The organism is Streptacidiphilus rugosus AM-16, assembly GCF_000744655.1.
In the GTDB taxonomy this organism is placed as follows: Bacteria; Actinomycetota; Actinomycetes; order Streptomycetales; family Streptomycetaceae; genus Streptacidiphilus; species Streptacidiphilus rugosus.
Window position 1 is genome coordinate 937,624 of record NZ_JQMJ01000003.1, and the last position, 14,670, is coordinate 952,293.

Sequence of the window (14,670 nt, forward strand, 5' to 3'; positions counted from 1 at the left end):
AGTTTCTGACGGATGGCCAGACTTGTTGATGTGAATCGCCGCACCGCCTCCCTCGTCGCCGGCCTCGCCGCTCTGCTGCTGCCGGGGGCCCTCGCCCTGCCCCAGGCTGTCGCGAGCGCCCGCGCCGACACCCCGCCCGGCCCTTCCTCGGGTGCGGTCCACTCCGCGCAGGCCGCCGCCGAGGCCGCCCAGGCGCGGGTGAACGCGGTCGCCGCGCAGCTGGCGGCGGCACAGGCCACGGAACAGGCGCTGAACATGCGGGCGGAGGCCGCCGTCGAGGCCTACAACGGCGCGGTCGTCGCCCAGCAACGCGCCGACAGCGCAGCGGCGACCGCCCGCGTCGCGGCTGCCGCCGCAGACCAGGCCAACGCCTCCGCCCTGGAGCAGGTGGGCCGGCTGGCAGTGCAGGAGTACCAGGACGGCGGCCCGCCGCAGCTCGACGGATTCGTCGGCCTGCTCGCCGCCCAGACCCCCGCCGACGCCGCCCTCGCCACCCAGGCCGCCCGCGCCGCGGCGGAACGGGCGAGCTCCATCCTGCACGCCGCCGCGGCGACCGCCTCGGCCGCAGCGCGGACCTCCGCCGCCGCCCAGGCGGCGAGCACGGCGGCCGCCGCCGCGACGGCGAAGGTCCAGGCCGCCCGCATCCAGGCCCAGCAACTGCTGGCCGACCAACAGGCCCAGGTCACCGCGCTGGACACCCAGCGCACCCAACTCCTCGCCGGCCTGGCCGACGCGCAGCGCACCGCCCTCCAGCTCACCGAGGCCCGCGCCGCCGCCCTCGCGGCCCAGGCGGCCCGCCTGGCCGCGCTGCAGAAGCAGCAGAGCGCGGGCGTGGCACCGGTCCCGGTCCCCGTCTCCGGGAACGTCTCCGACGTCATCGCCTTCGCGCGTGCGCAGCTGGGCCTGCCGTACGTCTGGGGCGGCGCCGGACCGGCCACCTACGACTGCTCCGGCCTCACGATGCGCGCCTGGCAGCGCGCAGGCATCTCCCTCCCGCACTTCGCCGCCGACCAGTACGCCGAGTCCCACCCTGTGACCTATCGCCAGCTCCAGCCCGGTGACCTGGTCTTCTGGTCCCACGACGGCACCCCGCAGGGCATCTACCACGTGGCCCTCTACATCGGCTCCGACACCATCATCGAGGCCCCGCGCACCGGCGACGTCGTCAAGACCGCCTCACTCTGGATCATGGGCACCCCGGCCTACTACGCCCGCCCCTGAGGCACGGAGCGGTAGCGGTCGAAGGCATGCGGTTGTCAGGGACGAACGTTGGCTCATGGTCGGAGCGACGAGTTCGTCGCCGGCCCGCTCGCCCAGTGCGTCGACCTCCTGACACCAGATACAACGGTTCCGCGGTGCGCCGCGTTCCGCCGCGCGACGTGACATTTCCCTTTCCGGTAAAGCCTGTTCGGGGCCGCATCCGCACCCGCATACTCCGAGGTCTGCCCAATTCCCAGTCACGAGAACGGGATGCGAATTGATCTCAGGGACGATGCCCGACGCTGCCGCCGCCGGCACCTGGAAGCTCGGCGACCGCGAAGTCAACCGGCTCGGATTCGGCGCGATGCGGCTGACCGGCAACGGCGTGATGGGCAATTCCGACGGCGCTCCGATCGACCGCGATGTCGCGATCGGGCTGCTGCCTCGGGCCGTCGAGCTCGGCGTGAACCACATCGACACGGCGTCCTTCTATTTCGGTCCGCTCCGGTCGGCCAACGAACTGATCAACCGCGCGCTGGCCCCCTACGACGACCAGGTGGTCGTCGTCACCAAGGTCGGCCCCGGGCGTGGTCCGTCGGGGGATTGGACGGCCAGGGCGACACCGGAGCAGCTGCGGGGGCAGGTGGAGGAGAACCTTCGCCAACTCGGCGGTGACCACCTCGACGTCGTCAATCTGCGGCGCGGACTGGAGCCCTCGATCGCCGAACACTTCGGGGCGCTGGCCGATCTTCGTGATGCCGGGCTCATCCGTCACCTCGGCATCTCCCACGTCACGCCCGAGCACCTGGCGGAGGCCCAGGCCATCGCGCCGGTGGTGTGCGTGCAGAACTTCTACAGCCTCGACTGCCGCCGTGCCGACGAGAACGGATTGTTGGACAGCTGTGGCGAGCAAGGCATCGCCTTCGTCCGGTACTACGCCATCTCCGGCCTCCAGCGCGAGGCCGCAGCCGCCACCGCCCACGACGACGCCGTCCTCGCCGTCGCCCGCGCCCACGACGCGACGCCCGCGCAGGTCCGACTGGCGTGGACCCTCCAGCGTGGCCCTCATGTCCTTGCGATCCCGGGTACCCGCAATCCGCAGCACCTGGAGGAGAACATCGCAGCCGCCGCACTGCGGTTGTCGGAGGACGAGTTGGCCCGCCTGGCTGGTTGATCGCTGGGCATGTGGACATGTGGGCGTGCCGATGGGCCGCCGGGTGGGCGGCTCATCGGCTGTTGGGTTGTTCAGTGGGGGTAGCGGGTGTTGGGGGGTGGGGGTGTGTCGGGTGGTGGGACGGCTGTGGGTCTGCCGTTGCTCATTTCGAGTTCCCAGCCGGTGTGGTGGAGGTCGGTGTGGTGTTCTCCGCAGAGGAGGGCCAGGTTGTTCAGGCTGGTGTGGCCGCCGTCGGCCCAGTGGGTGAGGTGGTGGGCTTCGCACCAGGTGGGTGGCCTTGTGCAGCCGGGCCAGACGCAGTGCCGGTCCCGGGCGATGACCGCGTCCCGCAGGTGCGCGGGCACGGTGCGGGTGGCGCGGCCGATGGAGACCGGCTTGCCCTGGCCCTTGGTGAGGATGACGCGGAGTCGGCAGTCGCAGGACTCCTTACGGGCCTGCCACCGCGGCAACCGGAACCCCCGCGTGGACGTGGCGACGCCGACGGGGTGCAGCAACCCCGACACATCATCGTTCCCGTCCGTTTCCGGGTCGTCGGTGAAGGTGGGGTGGGCCGGGCACTCCTCCCGCAGCGCGTCCAGATCCGCGATCACGGTGAAGTGGGGGCGCTGACCACCGGTGGTGGGGAGCTTGTCGCAGCCCAGCGCGAGGTCGGCGACCGCTTCGAGGGCGTCGCCCATCCGCTCCGGATGCGTCCGGGTTTCCCCCTCGACGGGGGTGCCCATCGCCGCCTCCAGCGCGACGCGCAGCTTCTCCCCCGCCACCGCCGACAGTTCGGCGGTCAGCACCCAGAACGGGTCATCGCTCGTGCCGGTCTGCGACAGCCTCGCGGTGGACCGGAACAGCGCCGGGGCGTCCTTCACCTGCGGCTCCTGCTCCTCGACCAGGTGGGCGCGGACCTGCCGGGCGGCCTGCTTGAGCTGCCCCAGGTGGAGTTCCTTCGCCTGCCCGACCAGGAGTTCTTCGGCCTGTTCGCGGGCCTGGGGGTCCTCCACGTCGGTGATCTCGTGGGCGATGACCTCCGCCTGGCTGGCGGAGAGTTCCCCGTCGGTGAGCGCGGTGCGGACGGTGCGGAGGGTGTCCAGGCGGCGGGCGCGGTCCACGAGCTGCTTCGCCGCCCGGTCGCTCAACTGGCCGTGCGTCTGCAGGAACCCCTTCGCCGTCCGGGAACGGGTGGCGGCGACCGCGCCGGTGCGGTCGAACACCGCGACCCGACGTGCCAGCTCCGCCCCCACCATCTCCTCGAAGCGGACCAGCGCGAGGAGCTGCTCGGCCTGGAACGGGGCGCCGGCCGCACACAGGGCGTCATCGTCCTCCGCCGCCAACGCGGCCAGGAACGTCATGCACGAGGCGGGCAGGGTCCGCAGCGGCTCGGTGCTCGCAGCACGGGCCTGGCGGGAGCTTGAGGGAGTCAGGGGATCCGCACGGAACACGTCCCCCAGCGAGGCAGAAAACACCTCACCCATGGACGCATCTCCGTCTTCACACCCGCCCCCGAACATCGAGGCGTCCATAGAACAATTATGACACCCCACCAAGCCCCACACCATCACTCACAAGAGTGAAAACCCCCAGCTCACACGGCCTCTACGGGCGTCAGGGGCAGGCCCAGCGTGCGGAAGGTGACGCGCTGGTCGAACCACATCAGGCCGACCGTCGTCGCGGTCATGAACGCCGCCATCCCCAGGTGTCCGGCGGTGGACGTGACCTGCGTGCCCAGGAGGCCGAGGATCAGGTGAACGCCGATCCTGAGCCCGATCAGCGCGCCCAGGATCGTGCGGCTGCGTCCGTTCTTCAGCATGGCGCGGACGAGCTTGCGGCGCTTGCCCAGGACCGTGAGCCCGACGAGCATGTTGACCAGGCCGAGCCCGGAGAGGGCCATCCAGGCGTCCGGGTGGAGCTTGATGATGTCGTAGGCGGCGCCCATCAGACCCTCGAACACGAAGAACCAGGGGGAGAGCGGCTTGACCCCGGCGAGCGACGCCGCCGCGTCCGAAGGCTGGTCCTTCTTGCCGAAGCTGATGAAGGCCGGCTTCGTCAGTGCCGTGGTGATGCTCATTCCGGTCGCCCCCTGGGTGCCTGCCGACCTGCTGATCGGCTTTCCTTGTGATCACGAGCTTGCCGTGGGAGGGGGTGGGCGCGGCAGTCGCGGCCGTCCTGACAATCGCAGGACATTTGTCATACGCCGCGCATGACAGTGCAGGACACGGCGCATGACGGCACGTGAAGGCGCATGACAGCGACGGCCTTCGCCGCCGCGTCCGCCGCTGGTCGCCGCTCAGACCTGGGAGTTGACCTCCGTGGCCGCACGCTCGCCCGAGGCGACCGCCGCGTTCAGGGTCGCGTTGTCGACGTCGGTGTGTTCCCCCGCGAAGTGGATCCGGCCCTCCTGGACCGCCTCGTAGCCGGCGAATCCGGTGTACTGGCCGATCCCGTAGTAGTGGTACGCGCCCTTGTGCCACGGGTCGAGCGACCAGTGGTCCTCGTAGGCGAGGCCGTTGAACGCTGCGGTGGTCCCCGGGTAGACGTTCTCGATCTGTGAGAGGAACCAGTCGACGTCCGCCGAGGGGGCGGGGCCGTGGGCCGCGCCGGTGAGGACGGAGCGGGCGGTGTCGCCGCCGGGGAAGTTGACCAGAAGGGCGGGGCCGCCCTTCGCACCGAGCTGGACGGAGCCGTCCCAGGCCGTCTGGTAGCCGGTCGGGCCGGTGTTGCTGACGCCGTTGTAGCCGAGTGACGGCCAGGTCTTACCGGTCAGCTGGGTGACCAGCTTGGCGTTCTGGCCCATCCCCTGCTGCTGGATGGCGGTGAGCTTCAGCGCCGAGAGCCCGGATCGGCTCAGGTCGACGTCCCGCAGGGTGCTGAAGGGCAGCGCGAGCACCAGGTGGTCGGCCTGCGCGGTGACCGCCGGACTCCCGCCGCCCACGCAGGAGAAGGTGCAGCTGTAGCTGCCGTCGCTGTTCTGCACCACCGCTGTGAGCTGGTAGCCCTGCCGGACCGTCCCCGGGGGAAGCCGGCCCAGCATGCCGCTGACCAGCTGGTCGTTGCCGCCGATGAGGTGGTACTTCTCGTCGAAGCCGGCCCCGCCGTCGAAGGTCGAGGACGCGCCGAGGAAGCCGATCATGCCCAGCGCCGACGAGTGCGCGGGTTCGCCGCCGGACTGGAGCTGGATCGACTGGATCAGCTGGCTCAGCGCCGAGCCCGAGGGAAGGCCGATCTGGGTCAGGTAGTCGAGGCAGGAGAGCTGGTCCAGGCGTTTCGCCTCCGCGGTGGCGTTGTTCCAGCGTGGGGTGCCCATCGCGGCGTATGACGCCGCAAACGCCTGGTAGGCCTCGGCGACCCAGTCGCTCTGCTGCTGTGCGCCGTCGTAGCGGCCGCCGTCGATCCAACCGGCGTAGGTGCCCGAGCCGAGGGTCCCGCCGTTCGCGTACTCGGTCTTGAGGCCGAGGGACTTGGCCAGGGCGAGTACGGAGGTGTCGGTCGAGCTGATGAAGGAGCCGCCGTGCTCGCTCACCATGCCGTTGGCGAAGAACCCGCGCAGCGACCAGCACCGACCGCCGATGTGCGTGGTGTCGGCCTCGTAGACGGTCGAGGCGATCGCTTTGGGCCCCGTCCACAACTGGTGTGCGCAGCGCAGTCCGGCCAACCCGGCCCCGACGATGACGACGCGCGGGGCGGTCGCGCTCGCCGCGGCCGCCGCCCCGGTGGCCGCCGCAGCCCTGGTCGAGCCCGCCAGTGCGGCTCCGGCCAGTCCTGCGACGGAGACCGCGCCTGCTCCGGCCAGTAGTTGACGCCGATTCAGCCGGAGCTCGGCGCGGTCCGCACGTTCGGCGCGCTCGCCGGCGACCTCGGCGACCGGCATGCCGCGACGCCGGGCCTCGCCGTGCAGGGAGAAGGCGAGGCCGAGGCGGTCCGGAGAACCGGTGCGGGTGGTCGGCTGGGGCGTGGTGCTCGATCTGGCAGGTTCCCGGTGCATGAGAATCCCTCTCTGGGGGACCGAACGATGCTGACCGGGAGTGAACTGCTAGCGCAATGCTGTTGTCAACAGTGTTGCGCGAACTGCCGCCGCGGCGGCCCCTCGCGGCGGCTTCGGGAACCCCGCCGCGAGGGTCGTCCGCTCACGCGCCGCCGCGCAGCTCCGTCGCCCTGCGTTCGATCGCGGTGATCAGCGCCTCGACCCTGGCGTCGTAGACCTGGTCCTGTGTCACCTCGGCCAACTCCGCCGCTGCCGCCGTGATCCGGGGAAAGGCCTGCGGATCGACGAGCCGGTACTCGCGGTTCCACGCGGACTCGTCCGCGGCCCGCGCCTCGGGGGAGAAGAGCAGGTAGGCGGCGCGCTGCCCGACCAGGGCCAGCAGCGAGTCGCCCACCATCCGGTAGTGGACCGCCGCGTCCGTGCCGGTCAGGCCGGCTTCGGTCACCGCCCCGAGGATCAGTTCGACGACGCGGAACTCGTTGGCCCGTCGCGTCGTCCGGCTCGCCATGGCGGAGGCCACGGCGGGGTAGCGCAGCGCGACCGCCAGCGAGCCGTCGGCCAGCGCGCGGATCCGGTCCTGCCAGCTCAGTCCGGCCGGGATGCTGTCCAGGACTTCGCCGAGCGTGCGGTCGGCGACCTCGAGCAGCAGCTCGTCCTTGTCGCGGAAGTGACGGTAGACGGCGGTCGGGTCGGCGCCGAGCTCCTCGCCGAGGCGGCGCACCGTGAAGGCGTCCGCGCTGCCGCGTGCGGCGATACGCAGACTCGCCTCGATGATCAGCTCGGGCGTCAGCTGGCTGCCCGAGCGCTTGCTCCGGGTGGACTTGGCGGGGGCGTCCGCGGGGGCGTGCGCGGCGGTTCCCAGGGGTGGCTTCGACATGGTCCGGCCAGTGTAACGATGCGGGACAGTCCGAGCGCAATGCTGTTGACAACAGCGTTGCGCGCCGCTTCACTCCTCCTCACCACCACACGGGGAGGGAACACCGATGGCGCACCACCCACACCAGACGGCCGAGTTGGTCTTCCGAGGCGGGAGTGTCTTCACCGCAGCGACGCCGACCAGCACTCGCGCGGGAGCCTCCCCCGCAGCCCCCGTTCCCACAGCCCCTGTCCCCGCAGCCCCCGTTCCGGCGGCGGTCGCCGTCCGGGACGGCCGCATCCTCGCGGTGGTCCGCGACGAGTCCGAGCTGCGTGATCTCGTCGGGCCGGCCACGGAGGTCGTCGACCTCCAGGGCGGTCTGCTCGCGCCCGGGTTCCAGGACGCCCACGTGCACCCCGCCGTGGCCGGCGTGCAGATGCTCCGCTGCGACCTCGCGGGACAGCGCAGCATCGAGGGGTATCTCGCCACCGTCGCGGCCTACGCCGCCGCCCATCCGGACGCCGCGTGGATCAGGGGCGGCGGCTGGTCGATGGACGTGTTCCCCGACGGCATCCCGACCCGCACGATGCTCGACTCCGTCGTTCCCGATCGGCCGGTGCTGCTGACCAACCGCGACGGCCACGGCGCGTGGGTCAACTCCCGTGCGCTGGAGCTGGCCGGGGTCGACCGGCGCACGCCCGATCCGGCCGACGGACGGATCGAGCGGGAGCCCGACGGGACACCCGTCGGCACTCTCCAGGAGGGCGCGATGAACCTGGTCGGCGACCTCGTGCCGGTCGCCACGGCGGAGGAGGCCCGTGCGGGGCTGCTCGTCGCCCAGCAGCACCTCTTCTCGCTCGGCGTCACCGCCTGGCAGGACGCCATGATCGGCGCCTTTCCCGGCAACCCGGACAACTTCTCGGTCTACGTCGACGCCGCCCGCGAAGGCGCGCTCCGGGCGCGCGTGGTCGGCGCGTTGTGGTGGGACCGCGAGCGTGGCGTCGAGCAGATCCCCGACCTGCTGGAGCGCCGTCTGCACGGCCGCGTCGGCCGGTTCGACGCCACCACCGTGAAGATCATGCAGGACGGCATCGCCGAGAACTTCACCGCGAGCATGCTCGAGCCGTACCTCGACGGCTGCGGCTGCGCGACCGCCAACTCCGGCCTGAGCTTCGTCGATCCGGCCGTGCTCCGCGAAGCTGTGCGGCAACTCGACGCGCTCGGCTTCCAGTTGCACTTCCACGCGCTGGGCGACCGAGCGGTCCGCGAGGTCCTCGACGCACTGGAACTGGCCCGTGCCGCCAACGGTGCGAACGACAACCGGCACCACCTCGCCCATCTCCAACTGGTGCACCCGGACGACCTCAAGCGCTTCGCCGAGGTCGGCGCCGCCGCCAACATCCAGGCACTCTGGGCGGCGCACGAGCCGCAGATGGACGAGCTCACCATCCCCTACCTGGGCGCCGAACGCGCCGCGCTGCAGTACCCGTTCGGCGACCTGGCCCGCGCGGGCGCCCGCCTGGTCGCGGGCAGCGACTGGTCGGTCAGCAGCCCCAACCCGCTCTGGGGCATCCACGTGGCGGTCAACCGCGCCGTGCCGGTCGACGCGCCGAACGCCGCGACCGACCGGCGGCCCCGGCGGCCGTTCTACCCCGAGCAGGCGCTCACCCTGGGGCAGGCCTTCACCGCGTACACGGCGGGGAGCGCCTGGGTGAACCACCTGGACCAGGAGACCGGCACCGTCGAGCCGGGCAAGTGCGCGGACCTGGTCGTGCTGGACCGCGACCCGTTCGCCGGTCCGCCCGAGGAGATCGGCGCGGCCAAGGTCCGGATGACCTTCATCGACGGACGCCCCGTCCACGTCGCCGACAGCTGAACCCTTCTCCCCGACGCCGTCCGCTCCGCTCCTGCACCCGTTCCGCTCCGACCGGAGGCCACCCCATGAGCACGCCCACGAGCTCCACCCCGCGCCGCACCGCCCCGCGCCGCACCGCCCGCACCGGATCCGCGCGCCGCACCCTCCTCGCCGTCTCCTCCCGCTCCGCAGTCTCCTCCCGCTCCGCCGTCTCCGCTCTCGCCGCCCTCTCCGCCCTCGCCCTGACGCTCACCGCCTGCAGCGGGACAGCCCACCCCGGCGGGGCCGGCGGCGCTTCGGGCACCGGGGCCGCCTACCGGCTCACCGCCAGGACCCCGGCGAGCGCCGGCGGCCTGGACTCCTTCACCTGGTCGCTCTTCGCCGAGCCGACGTCGATCGACTACGCCTACTCCTTCGACTACCCGCCGAACACGGTGCTCGCCAACGTCTGCGAGAGCCTGCTGCGCTGGAACCCGGACCTCACCACCTCGCCGGGTCTCGCCTCCGCCGTCGCCAGCCCCACGCCCACCACCTGGGTCTACACGATCCGCGGCGGCGTCCACTTCCACGACGGGACGGTGCTCACGGCGGACGACGTGGTCGCCTCGCTGCGCCGCAACCTCGACCCGAACGTCGGGAGCGACTGGGCCTACCCGTACCGCAACGTGAAGTCCGTCGACAAGACCGGGCCGATGCAGGTCACCGTCACCCTCAACACCCCCGACTCGACCTTCAACAAGTACATGGCGGCCAGTCCCGGCACGGTCGAGTCGGCCGCGACGCTGCGCAGCGACGGCAAGGACTACGGCAACCCGTCCAAGGGTGTGAACTGCACCGGACCGTTCGCCTTCTCCTCGTGGACGCCCGGTCAGTCCCTGGTGCTGACCCGCTTCGACGGCTACTGGGACCCGTCGCTGCGCGCCAGGTCCAAGCAGGTGAAGTTCGTCTTCCTCTCCGACGCCACCGCGCGCGTCAACGCCTTCCGGACCGGCGAGGTCGACGGCGGCTGGATGGTCCCGCCGGACTCCTACGCCCAGCTCGCCTCCTCCTCGGCGGGCAGGCTCTACTACGGGCAGAACACCACCGTCGCGGACGAGGTCGTGGGCAACCTCAAGGGCGTGCTGGGCAGCGCCGACGTGCGCCGGGCACTGCTGATGGCGATCGACCGGAAGGGCATCATCAAGGCCGGCGTCGCCGGGGTCGGCGACGTCGCGGACTCCCTGGTGACGCGGAACAACTGGAACGGCAGTCTTTCCGGCGGCAGCCTCGACGCCGTTCTCAAGGCGCTGCCCGCCTACCCCTACGACCCGCCGAAGGCTAGGCGGCTCGCCGCGAAGGCGGGAGTCGCGGGGCAGAAGGTGGTGATCGCGACCAGCCCGCTGGACTCGCAGACCACGATCATCACCCAGGCCGTCGCGCAGGCCGCCACGGCCATCGGCCTCAAGCCGGAGATCGACACGATCTCGTCCGACAAGTACACCGCGCTCTTCACCGACCCCGCCGCCCGCAAGGGCGTCGACCTCTTCCTGACCTTCTGGTACACCTCCATCACCGACCCGCTGGACATGTACGGCTCGCTGCGGACCGGCGCGTTCAGCAACTACGGCAACTGGTCGAACCCGCAGTTCGACGCCGCCGTCAACCAGGCCGTCGGCTCCGCCGATCCGGCCGCCCGCGCCGCCGCCGCGGCCAAGGCGCAGCAGATCGCCATGGACCAGCTGCCCTGGCTGCCGCTCTACACCGAGCCGGTCAGCGTCTTCCTCGGCAAGCGGATCACCGGCGTGCAGCCCTCCATCGACTACCTGTACTACCCCTGGGCGGCCGAGATCGGCGCACAGGGCAGCGGATCACAGGGCACGGGAGCGCAGGGATGAGCCTCGCCGTCGCCGTGCTGCGCAGACTGGCCGGGATGGCGGTGACCCTGCTGGTGACCTCCTTCCTCGTGTTCTCCTCGCTCTACCTCGCGCCGGGCGACCCGGTCTCCTTCCTGGTCCGCGGCCGCAGCCCGAGCCCGGCCGAACTGGCGGCGATCCGCCGGCAGTTCGGCTTCGACCAGCCGTTCCCTGTGCGCTACTGGCACTGGCTGGACGCGGTCCTGCACGGCGACTTCGGCCGCTCCTACCTCTTCCACGAGAGCGTCGGCGCGGTGATCTCCTCCAGGCTCCCCGCCTCGCTGCTGCTGGTCGGTGTGTCGACGGTGCTGATCGCGGTGGTCGGGATCGGCGCGGGTGCGCTCGGCGCGCTGCGGCGCGGGACGCGCACCGACAAGACGGTGCTGCTGCTGATGACGGTCGGCGCCGCGGTGCCCTCCTTCGCCGCCGCCATCGTGCTGCGGTCGGTGTTCGGGGTTCGGCTGGGCTGGTTCCCGACCATCGGCAACGGCACCGGCTTCGTCGACCAGCTCCACCACGTGGCGATGCCCGCCGTCGCCCTGTCGGTCACCTTCATGGCCCTGGTCACCCGCGTCTCCCGGACGGCGATGCTGGACGAACTGGGCCGGGAGCACGTCGAGGTGGCGCTGAGCCGGGGGACCGGCCGGTGGAGCGTGCTGCGCCGGCACGTGTTCCGCAACGCGCTCGGCCCGATCGTCACCGTCTCCGGCCTGCTGGTCTCCGGGATGCTCGTCAGCACCGCGATCGTCGAGACCGCCTTCGGGATGTCCGGGATCGGCTCGCTGTTGGTGCAGTGCGTCGACGAGCTGGACTTCCAGGTCGTGCAGGCGTTGGTGCTGCTGGTCGTCGCCGTCTTCGTCGTCGTCAACACCCTGGTCGACCTGCTGTATCCGCTGATCGACCCGAGGGTCGCCGCCGGGGGAGGAGCCCGATGAGCAGCGCCACCACCCCACCACGGCCGGAACCCTCGCTGCAGCCCCGGCCCGCCTCGGGCCTGCAGCGTCGCCCCGGGGCGGCCTGGCTGCGCCGCGGCCTGGGCAGCGGCTTCCTCCGGTACGGAGTGCTGTTCCGGATCTGCCTGGTGCTGCTGGTCCTGTTCGTGCTGGTGGCGGTGTTCGCGCCCTGGCTCGCGCCGCAGGACCCCACGATCGGCGACTTCGCCGACACCATGGCCGGTCCCGGGGCCGACCACTGGCTCGGCACCGACCAGGGCGGGCACGACACGTTCTCCGCGCTGCTGGAGGGGGCCAGGACCAGCCTGCTGGGGCCGCTGGGCGTGGTCGTCTTCTCCAGCCTCAGCGGCATCGCCGTCGGCCTGTTCAGCGGCTGGCGCGGCGGACGCGTGGACGCGGTGATCGGCCGCATGCTGGACGTCCTGTTCGCGTTCCCCTCCCTGCTGCTGGCGATCCTCGCCGTCGCGCTGTTCGGCAAGGGTCTCGGCGCGCCGGTGCTGGCCATGGCGGTCGCCTACATGCCCTACACGGCCCGGCTCGTGCGCAGTCTGACGGCGCAGCAGAAGAACCGCCCCTACGTGTCCGCCTACCTGGTCCAGGGCCACGCCCCGGCGTACGTGGCGGCACGAAGGCTGCTGCCGAACATCGCACCGACCGTGCTCGCGCAGTCCACCGTCAACTTCGGCTACGCGCTGCTGGATCTGGCCGCGCTCTCCTTCCTCGGCCTGGGCGTGCAGCCGCCGACGCCCGACTGGGGCGCGATGATCAACCAGGGCCAGGGGGCGGTGCTCGCCGGACAGCCGCTGTCCGCGGTGCTGCCGGCCCTGGCCGTGGTGCTGGTCGTGGTGGCCTTCAACGTGGTCGGCGAACAGCTCGGCGACCAGCTCGCCGGAAGGGAGTCCTGATGTCATCGGCATCCGCATCAGCGTCCGCATCCGTGCACCGCGCCGAGGCCCCCGCCGCGCTGCTCCGCCTGGACGCGCTGACGGTCGAACTCCCCGGCGCGGCCAGGCCGGTGCTCGACGCGGTGTCGTTGAGCGTCGCGGCGGGCGAGGTCGTCGGGCTGGTCGGCGAGTCGGGCTCGGGCAAGTCGGTGACCGCGCGTTCCGCGCTCGGCCTGCTGCCGCACGGCGCGCGGACCGCCGGCCGGATCCTGGTCGACGGCGTGGACCTGGTCGGGGCCGACGCCGCCCGGCTGCGCGAGGTGCGCACGGCGACCGCCGCCATGGTCTTCCAGGACCCGAGGGCCGGCATCAATCCGGTGCGCCGCGTCGGCGACTTCCTCACCGAGCCGCTGCGGCTGACCCACCGCTGGTCCCGCAGGCAGGCCGACGCCCGTGCCCTCGACCTGCTCGCCGCCGTGGGCCTGCCCGATCCCGAGCGGCAACTGCGGCAGTATCCGCACGAGTTGTCCGGCGGCATGCTGCAAAGGGTGATGATCGCCGGAGCCCTGGCGGGAGAGCCGCGGCTGCTGCTCTGCGACGAGCCGACGACGGCGCTGGACGTCAGCACCCAGGCGGAGATCCTGGCCCTGCTGGGTCGGCTCCAACGCGAGCGCGGCCTGGGCATGTTGCTGATCACCCACGACATCGAGCTGGCCGCAGCCTCCTGCGACCGGGTCTACGTGATGTACGCGGGCCGCATCGTCGAAGCCGCGCGCGCCGACGAGCTGTTCGGTTCGCCGCGTCACCCGTACACCGTCGGCCTGCTGGGCTCCTCACCGCCGCTGACCGGGCCGCTGGAACGGCTCCGGCCGGTCCCCGGCGCGCCGATGGGGCTGAACGAGTCCGCACCCGGCTGCGCCTTCGCCGCCCGGTGCGCGTTCGTCGACCCCGGTCGCTGCGACCGGGCGCAGCCCGCACTGCTGCCGCTCCCCGAAGCGCCGGGCCGCTCCGCCGCCTGCGTCCGCGCGTCGGAACTCCCGCTCATGACGGAGGCCCACCCGTGACGACGCCCACCCCGCTGCTCGAAGTCGCCGGGCTGCGCAAGACCTACGGCGCGACCGTGGCCGTCGACGGGGTCTCCTTCGCGCTGCCGCCGGGCGGTGCGCTCGGTCTGGTCGGCGAGTCGGGATCCGGCAAGACGACCACGGCCCGGATGCTGGTCGGGCTGGAGCGTCCCGACAGCGGCTCCATCCGCGTGCTCGGGACGCCGCTCGCGCCCGCCGTCCACGGCCGGGCCGCCCGCCTGGCCCGGGCGAAGGCGGTGCAGATCGTCTTCCAGGACCCCTACCTCTCACTGGACGCCAGGATCGGCGTCGGGGCGACGATCGACGGGGTGCTGCGGCTGCACGGGCTGGGCGACCGCGTCGCCCGTGCGGCCAGGGTCCGCGAGCTGCTCGACCAGGTCGGCCTCGGCGAGCGCGAGGCGGCCGCGCTGCCGCGCCGGCTCTCCGGCGGCCAGCGGCAACGGGCGGCGATCGCCCGCGCGTTGGCGGTGGAACCCGCCGTGCTGGTGCTGGACGAGGCGGTCTCCGCGCTCGACGTCTCGGTGCAGGCGCAGGTGCTGAACCTGCTCGCCGACATCCGCCGGGAGGCGGGTATCGGCCTGGTGTTCGTCAGCCACGACCTCGCGGTGGTCCGCTACGTCTGCGACGAGGCCCTGGTCCTGCACCGCGGCCGGCCCGTGGAGCACCGCCCGATGGCGGAACTCCTCGACGCCCCGGCCCATCCGTACACCCGGCTGCTGCTGGCCTCGGTCCCGCACCCGGGCTGGGACCCCGACGACATCGCCCGCCGCCGCCGCGAACTGAGCCGCCAGGGTTGAGCCG

12 protein-coding genes are annotated in these 14,670 nt (G+C 72.1%); 8 read left to right on the top strand and 4 right to left on the bottom strand.

Translation table 11 applies throughout. From position 1 onward, the window contains the following. Nucleotides 1-30 precede the first annotated feature (30 nt). A complete protein-coding gene (locus tag BS83_RS07695; protein ID WP_037602129.1) occupies nucleotides 31-1,221 on the top strand; it encodes a C40 family peptidase in 1,191 nt (396 codons plus the stop codon). A 271-nt stretch (nucleotides 1,222-1,492) separates the two neighbouring features. Beyond that, on the top strand, nucleotides 1,493-2,374 hold the full coding sequence (locus tag BS83_RS07700) for an oxidoreductase (RefSeq protein ID WP_037602130.1): 882 nt from the start codon (nucleotides 1,493-1,495) through the stop codon (nucleotides 2,372-2,374). A gap of 71 nt (nucleotides 2,375-2,445) precedes the next feature. Here the strand turns inward: BS83_RS07700 and BS83_RS07705 are convergent, their stop codons facing one another. The 4 genes from BS83_RS07705 to BS83_RS07720 form a co-directional block, all read right to left on the bottom strand. Then, nucleotides 2,446-3,837: an HNH endonuclease signature motif containing protein gene (locus BS83_RS07705; RefSeq protein WP_198035163.1), complete on the bottom strand. Its 1,392-nt coding sequence runs from the start codon at nucleotides 3,835-3,837 to the stop codon at nucleotides 2,446-2,448. Between the two features lie 110 nt (nucleotides 3,838-3,947). Then, nucleotides 3,948-4,430 (bottom strand): hypothetical protein, encoded by a 483-nt coding sequence (locus BS83_RS07710; RefSeq protein ID WP_037602132.1) that lies wholly within the window; start codon nucleotides 4,428-4,430, stop codon nucleotides 3,948-3,950. A gap of 219 nt (nucleotides 4,431-4,649) precedes the next feature. After that, nucleotides 4,650-6,344 carry a flavin monoamine oxidase family protein gene (locus BS83_RS07715; RefSeq protein WP_037602133.1) on the bottom strand — a complete coding sequence of 565 codons (1,695 nt, stop codon included), beginning with the start codon at nucleotides 6,342-6,344 and terminating at the stop codon, nucleotides 4,650-4,652. A gap of 142 nt (nucleotides 6,345-6,486) precedes the next feature. Further along, complete coding sequence (locus BS83_RS07720; protein ID WP_051942760.1) at nucleotides 6,487-7,221, bottom strand: TetR/AcrR family transcriptional regulator; 735 nt, start codon at nucleotides 7,219-7,221, stop codon at nucleotides 6,487-6,489. A 106-nt stretch (nucleotides 7,222-7,327) separates the two neighbouring features. On the opposite strand from BS83_RS07720, the gene BS83_RS07725 reads away from it, so the two are divergent. The 6 genes from BS83_RS07725 (at nucleotide 7,328) to BS83_RS07750 (ending at nucleotide 14,666) form a co-directional block, all read left to right on the top strand. Beyond that, nucleotides 7,328-9,076, top strand: coding sequence for an amidohydrolase (locus tag BS83_RS07725; protein WP_037602134.1), 1,749 nt, complete (start codon nucleotides 7,328-7,330; stop codon nucleotides 9,074-9,076). A gap of 65 nt (nucleotides 9,077-9,141) precedes the next feature. After that, nucleotides 9,142-10,929 (top strand): ABC transporter substrate-binding protein, encoded by a 1,788-nt coding sequence (locus tag BS83_RS07730; protein ID WP_157597010.1) that lies wholly within the window; start codon nucleotides 9,142-9,144, stop codon nucleotides 10,927-10,929. After that, complete coding sequence (locus BS83_RS07735) at nucleotides 10,926-11,882, top strand: ABC transporter permease (RefSeq protein WP_037602137.1); 957 nt, start codon at nucleotides 10,926-10,928, stop codon at nucleotides 11,880-11,882. The genes BS83_RS07730 and BS83_RS07735 overlap by 4 nt, the downstream gene beginning before the upstream one ends. Beyond that, the gene (locus tag BS83_RS07740; RefSeq protein ID WP_037602139.1) at nucleotides 11,879-12,805 is read left to right on the top strand and encodes an ABC transporter permease; all 927 of its coding nucleotides are present in this window, start codon (nucleotides 11,879-11,881) and stop codon (nucleotides 12,803-12,805) included. The genes BS83_RS07735 and BS83_RS07740 overlap by 4 nt, the downstream gene beginning before the upstream one ends. Further along, entirely contained in the window at nucleotides 12,805-13,848 is a 1,044-nt protein-coding gene (locus BS83_RS07745) for an ABC transporter ATP-binding protein (RefSeq protein ID WP_051942761.1), read from the top strand. The genes BS83_RS07740 and BS83_RS07745 overlap by 1 nt, the downstream gene beginning before the upstream one ends. Next, a complete protein-coding gene (locus BS83_RS07750; RefSeq protein ID WP_037602143.1) occupies nucleotides 13,845-14,666 on the top strand; it encodes an ATP-binding cassette domain-containing protein in 822 nt (273 codons plus the stop codon). Before BS83_RS07745 ends, BS83_RS07750 begins: the two co-directional genes overlap by 4 nt. Nucleotides 14,667-14,670 lie beyond the last annotated feature (4 nt).

What these genes read in the sequence shown, in the direction of transcription:
- BS83_RS07735 (WP_037602137.1), top strand. Translation starts at nt 10,926, where the DNA reads ATGAGCCTCGCCGTCGCCGTGCTGCGCAGACTGGCCGGGATGGCGGTG.
- BS83_RS07745 (WP_051942761.1), top strand. Translation starts at nt 12,805, where the DNA reads ATGTCATCGGCATCCGCATCAGCGTCCGCATCCGTGCACCGCGCCGAG.
- BS83_RS07715 (WP_037602133.1), bottom strand. Translation starts at nt 6,344, where the DNA reads ATGCACCGGGAACCTGCCAGATCGAGCACCACGCCCCAGCCGACCACC.
- BS83_RS07720 (WP_051942760.1), bottom strand. Translation starts at nt 7,221, where the DNA reads ATGTCGAAGCCACCCCTGGGAACCGCCGCGCACGCCCCCGCGGACGCC.
- BS83_RS07710 (WP_037602132.1), bottom strand. Translation starts at nt 4,430, where the DNA reads ATGAGCATCACCACGGCACTGACGAAGCCGGCCTTCATCAGCTTCGGC.
- BS83_RS07740 (WP_037602139.1), top strand. Translation starts at nt 11,879, where the DNA reads ATGAGCAGCGCCACCACCCCACCACGGCCGGAACCCTCGCTGCAGCCC.
- BS83_RS07730 (WP_157597010.1), top strand. Translation starts at nt 9,142, where the DNA reads ATGAGCACGCCCACGAGCTCCACCCCGCGCCGCACCGCCCCGCGCCGC.
- BS83_RS07705 (WP_198035163.1), bottom strand. Translation starts at nt 3,837, where the DNA reads ATGGGTGAGGTGTTTTCTGCCTCGCTGGGGGACGTGTTCCGTGCGGAT.
- BS83_RS07700 (WP_037602130.1), top strand. Translation starts at nt 1,493, where the DNA reads ATGCCCGACGCTGCCGCCGCCGGCACCTGGAAGCTCGGCGACCGCGAA.
- BS83_RS07725 (WP_037602134.1), top strand. Translation starts at nt 7,328, where the DNA reads ATGGCGCACCACCCACACCAGACGGCCGAGTTGGTCTTCCGAGGCGGG.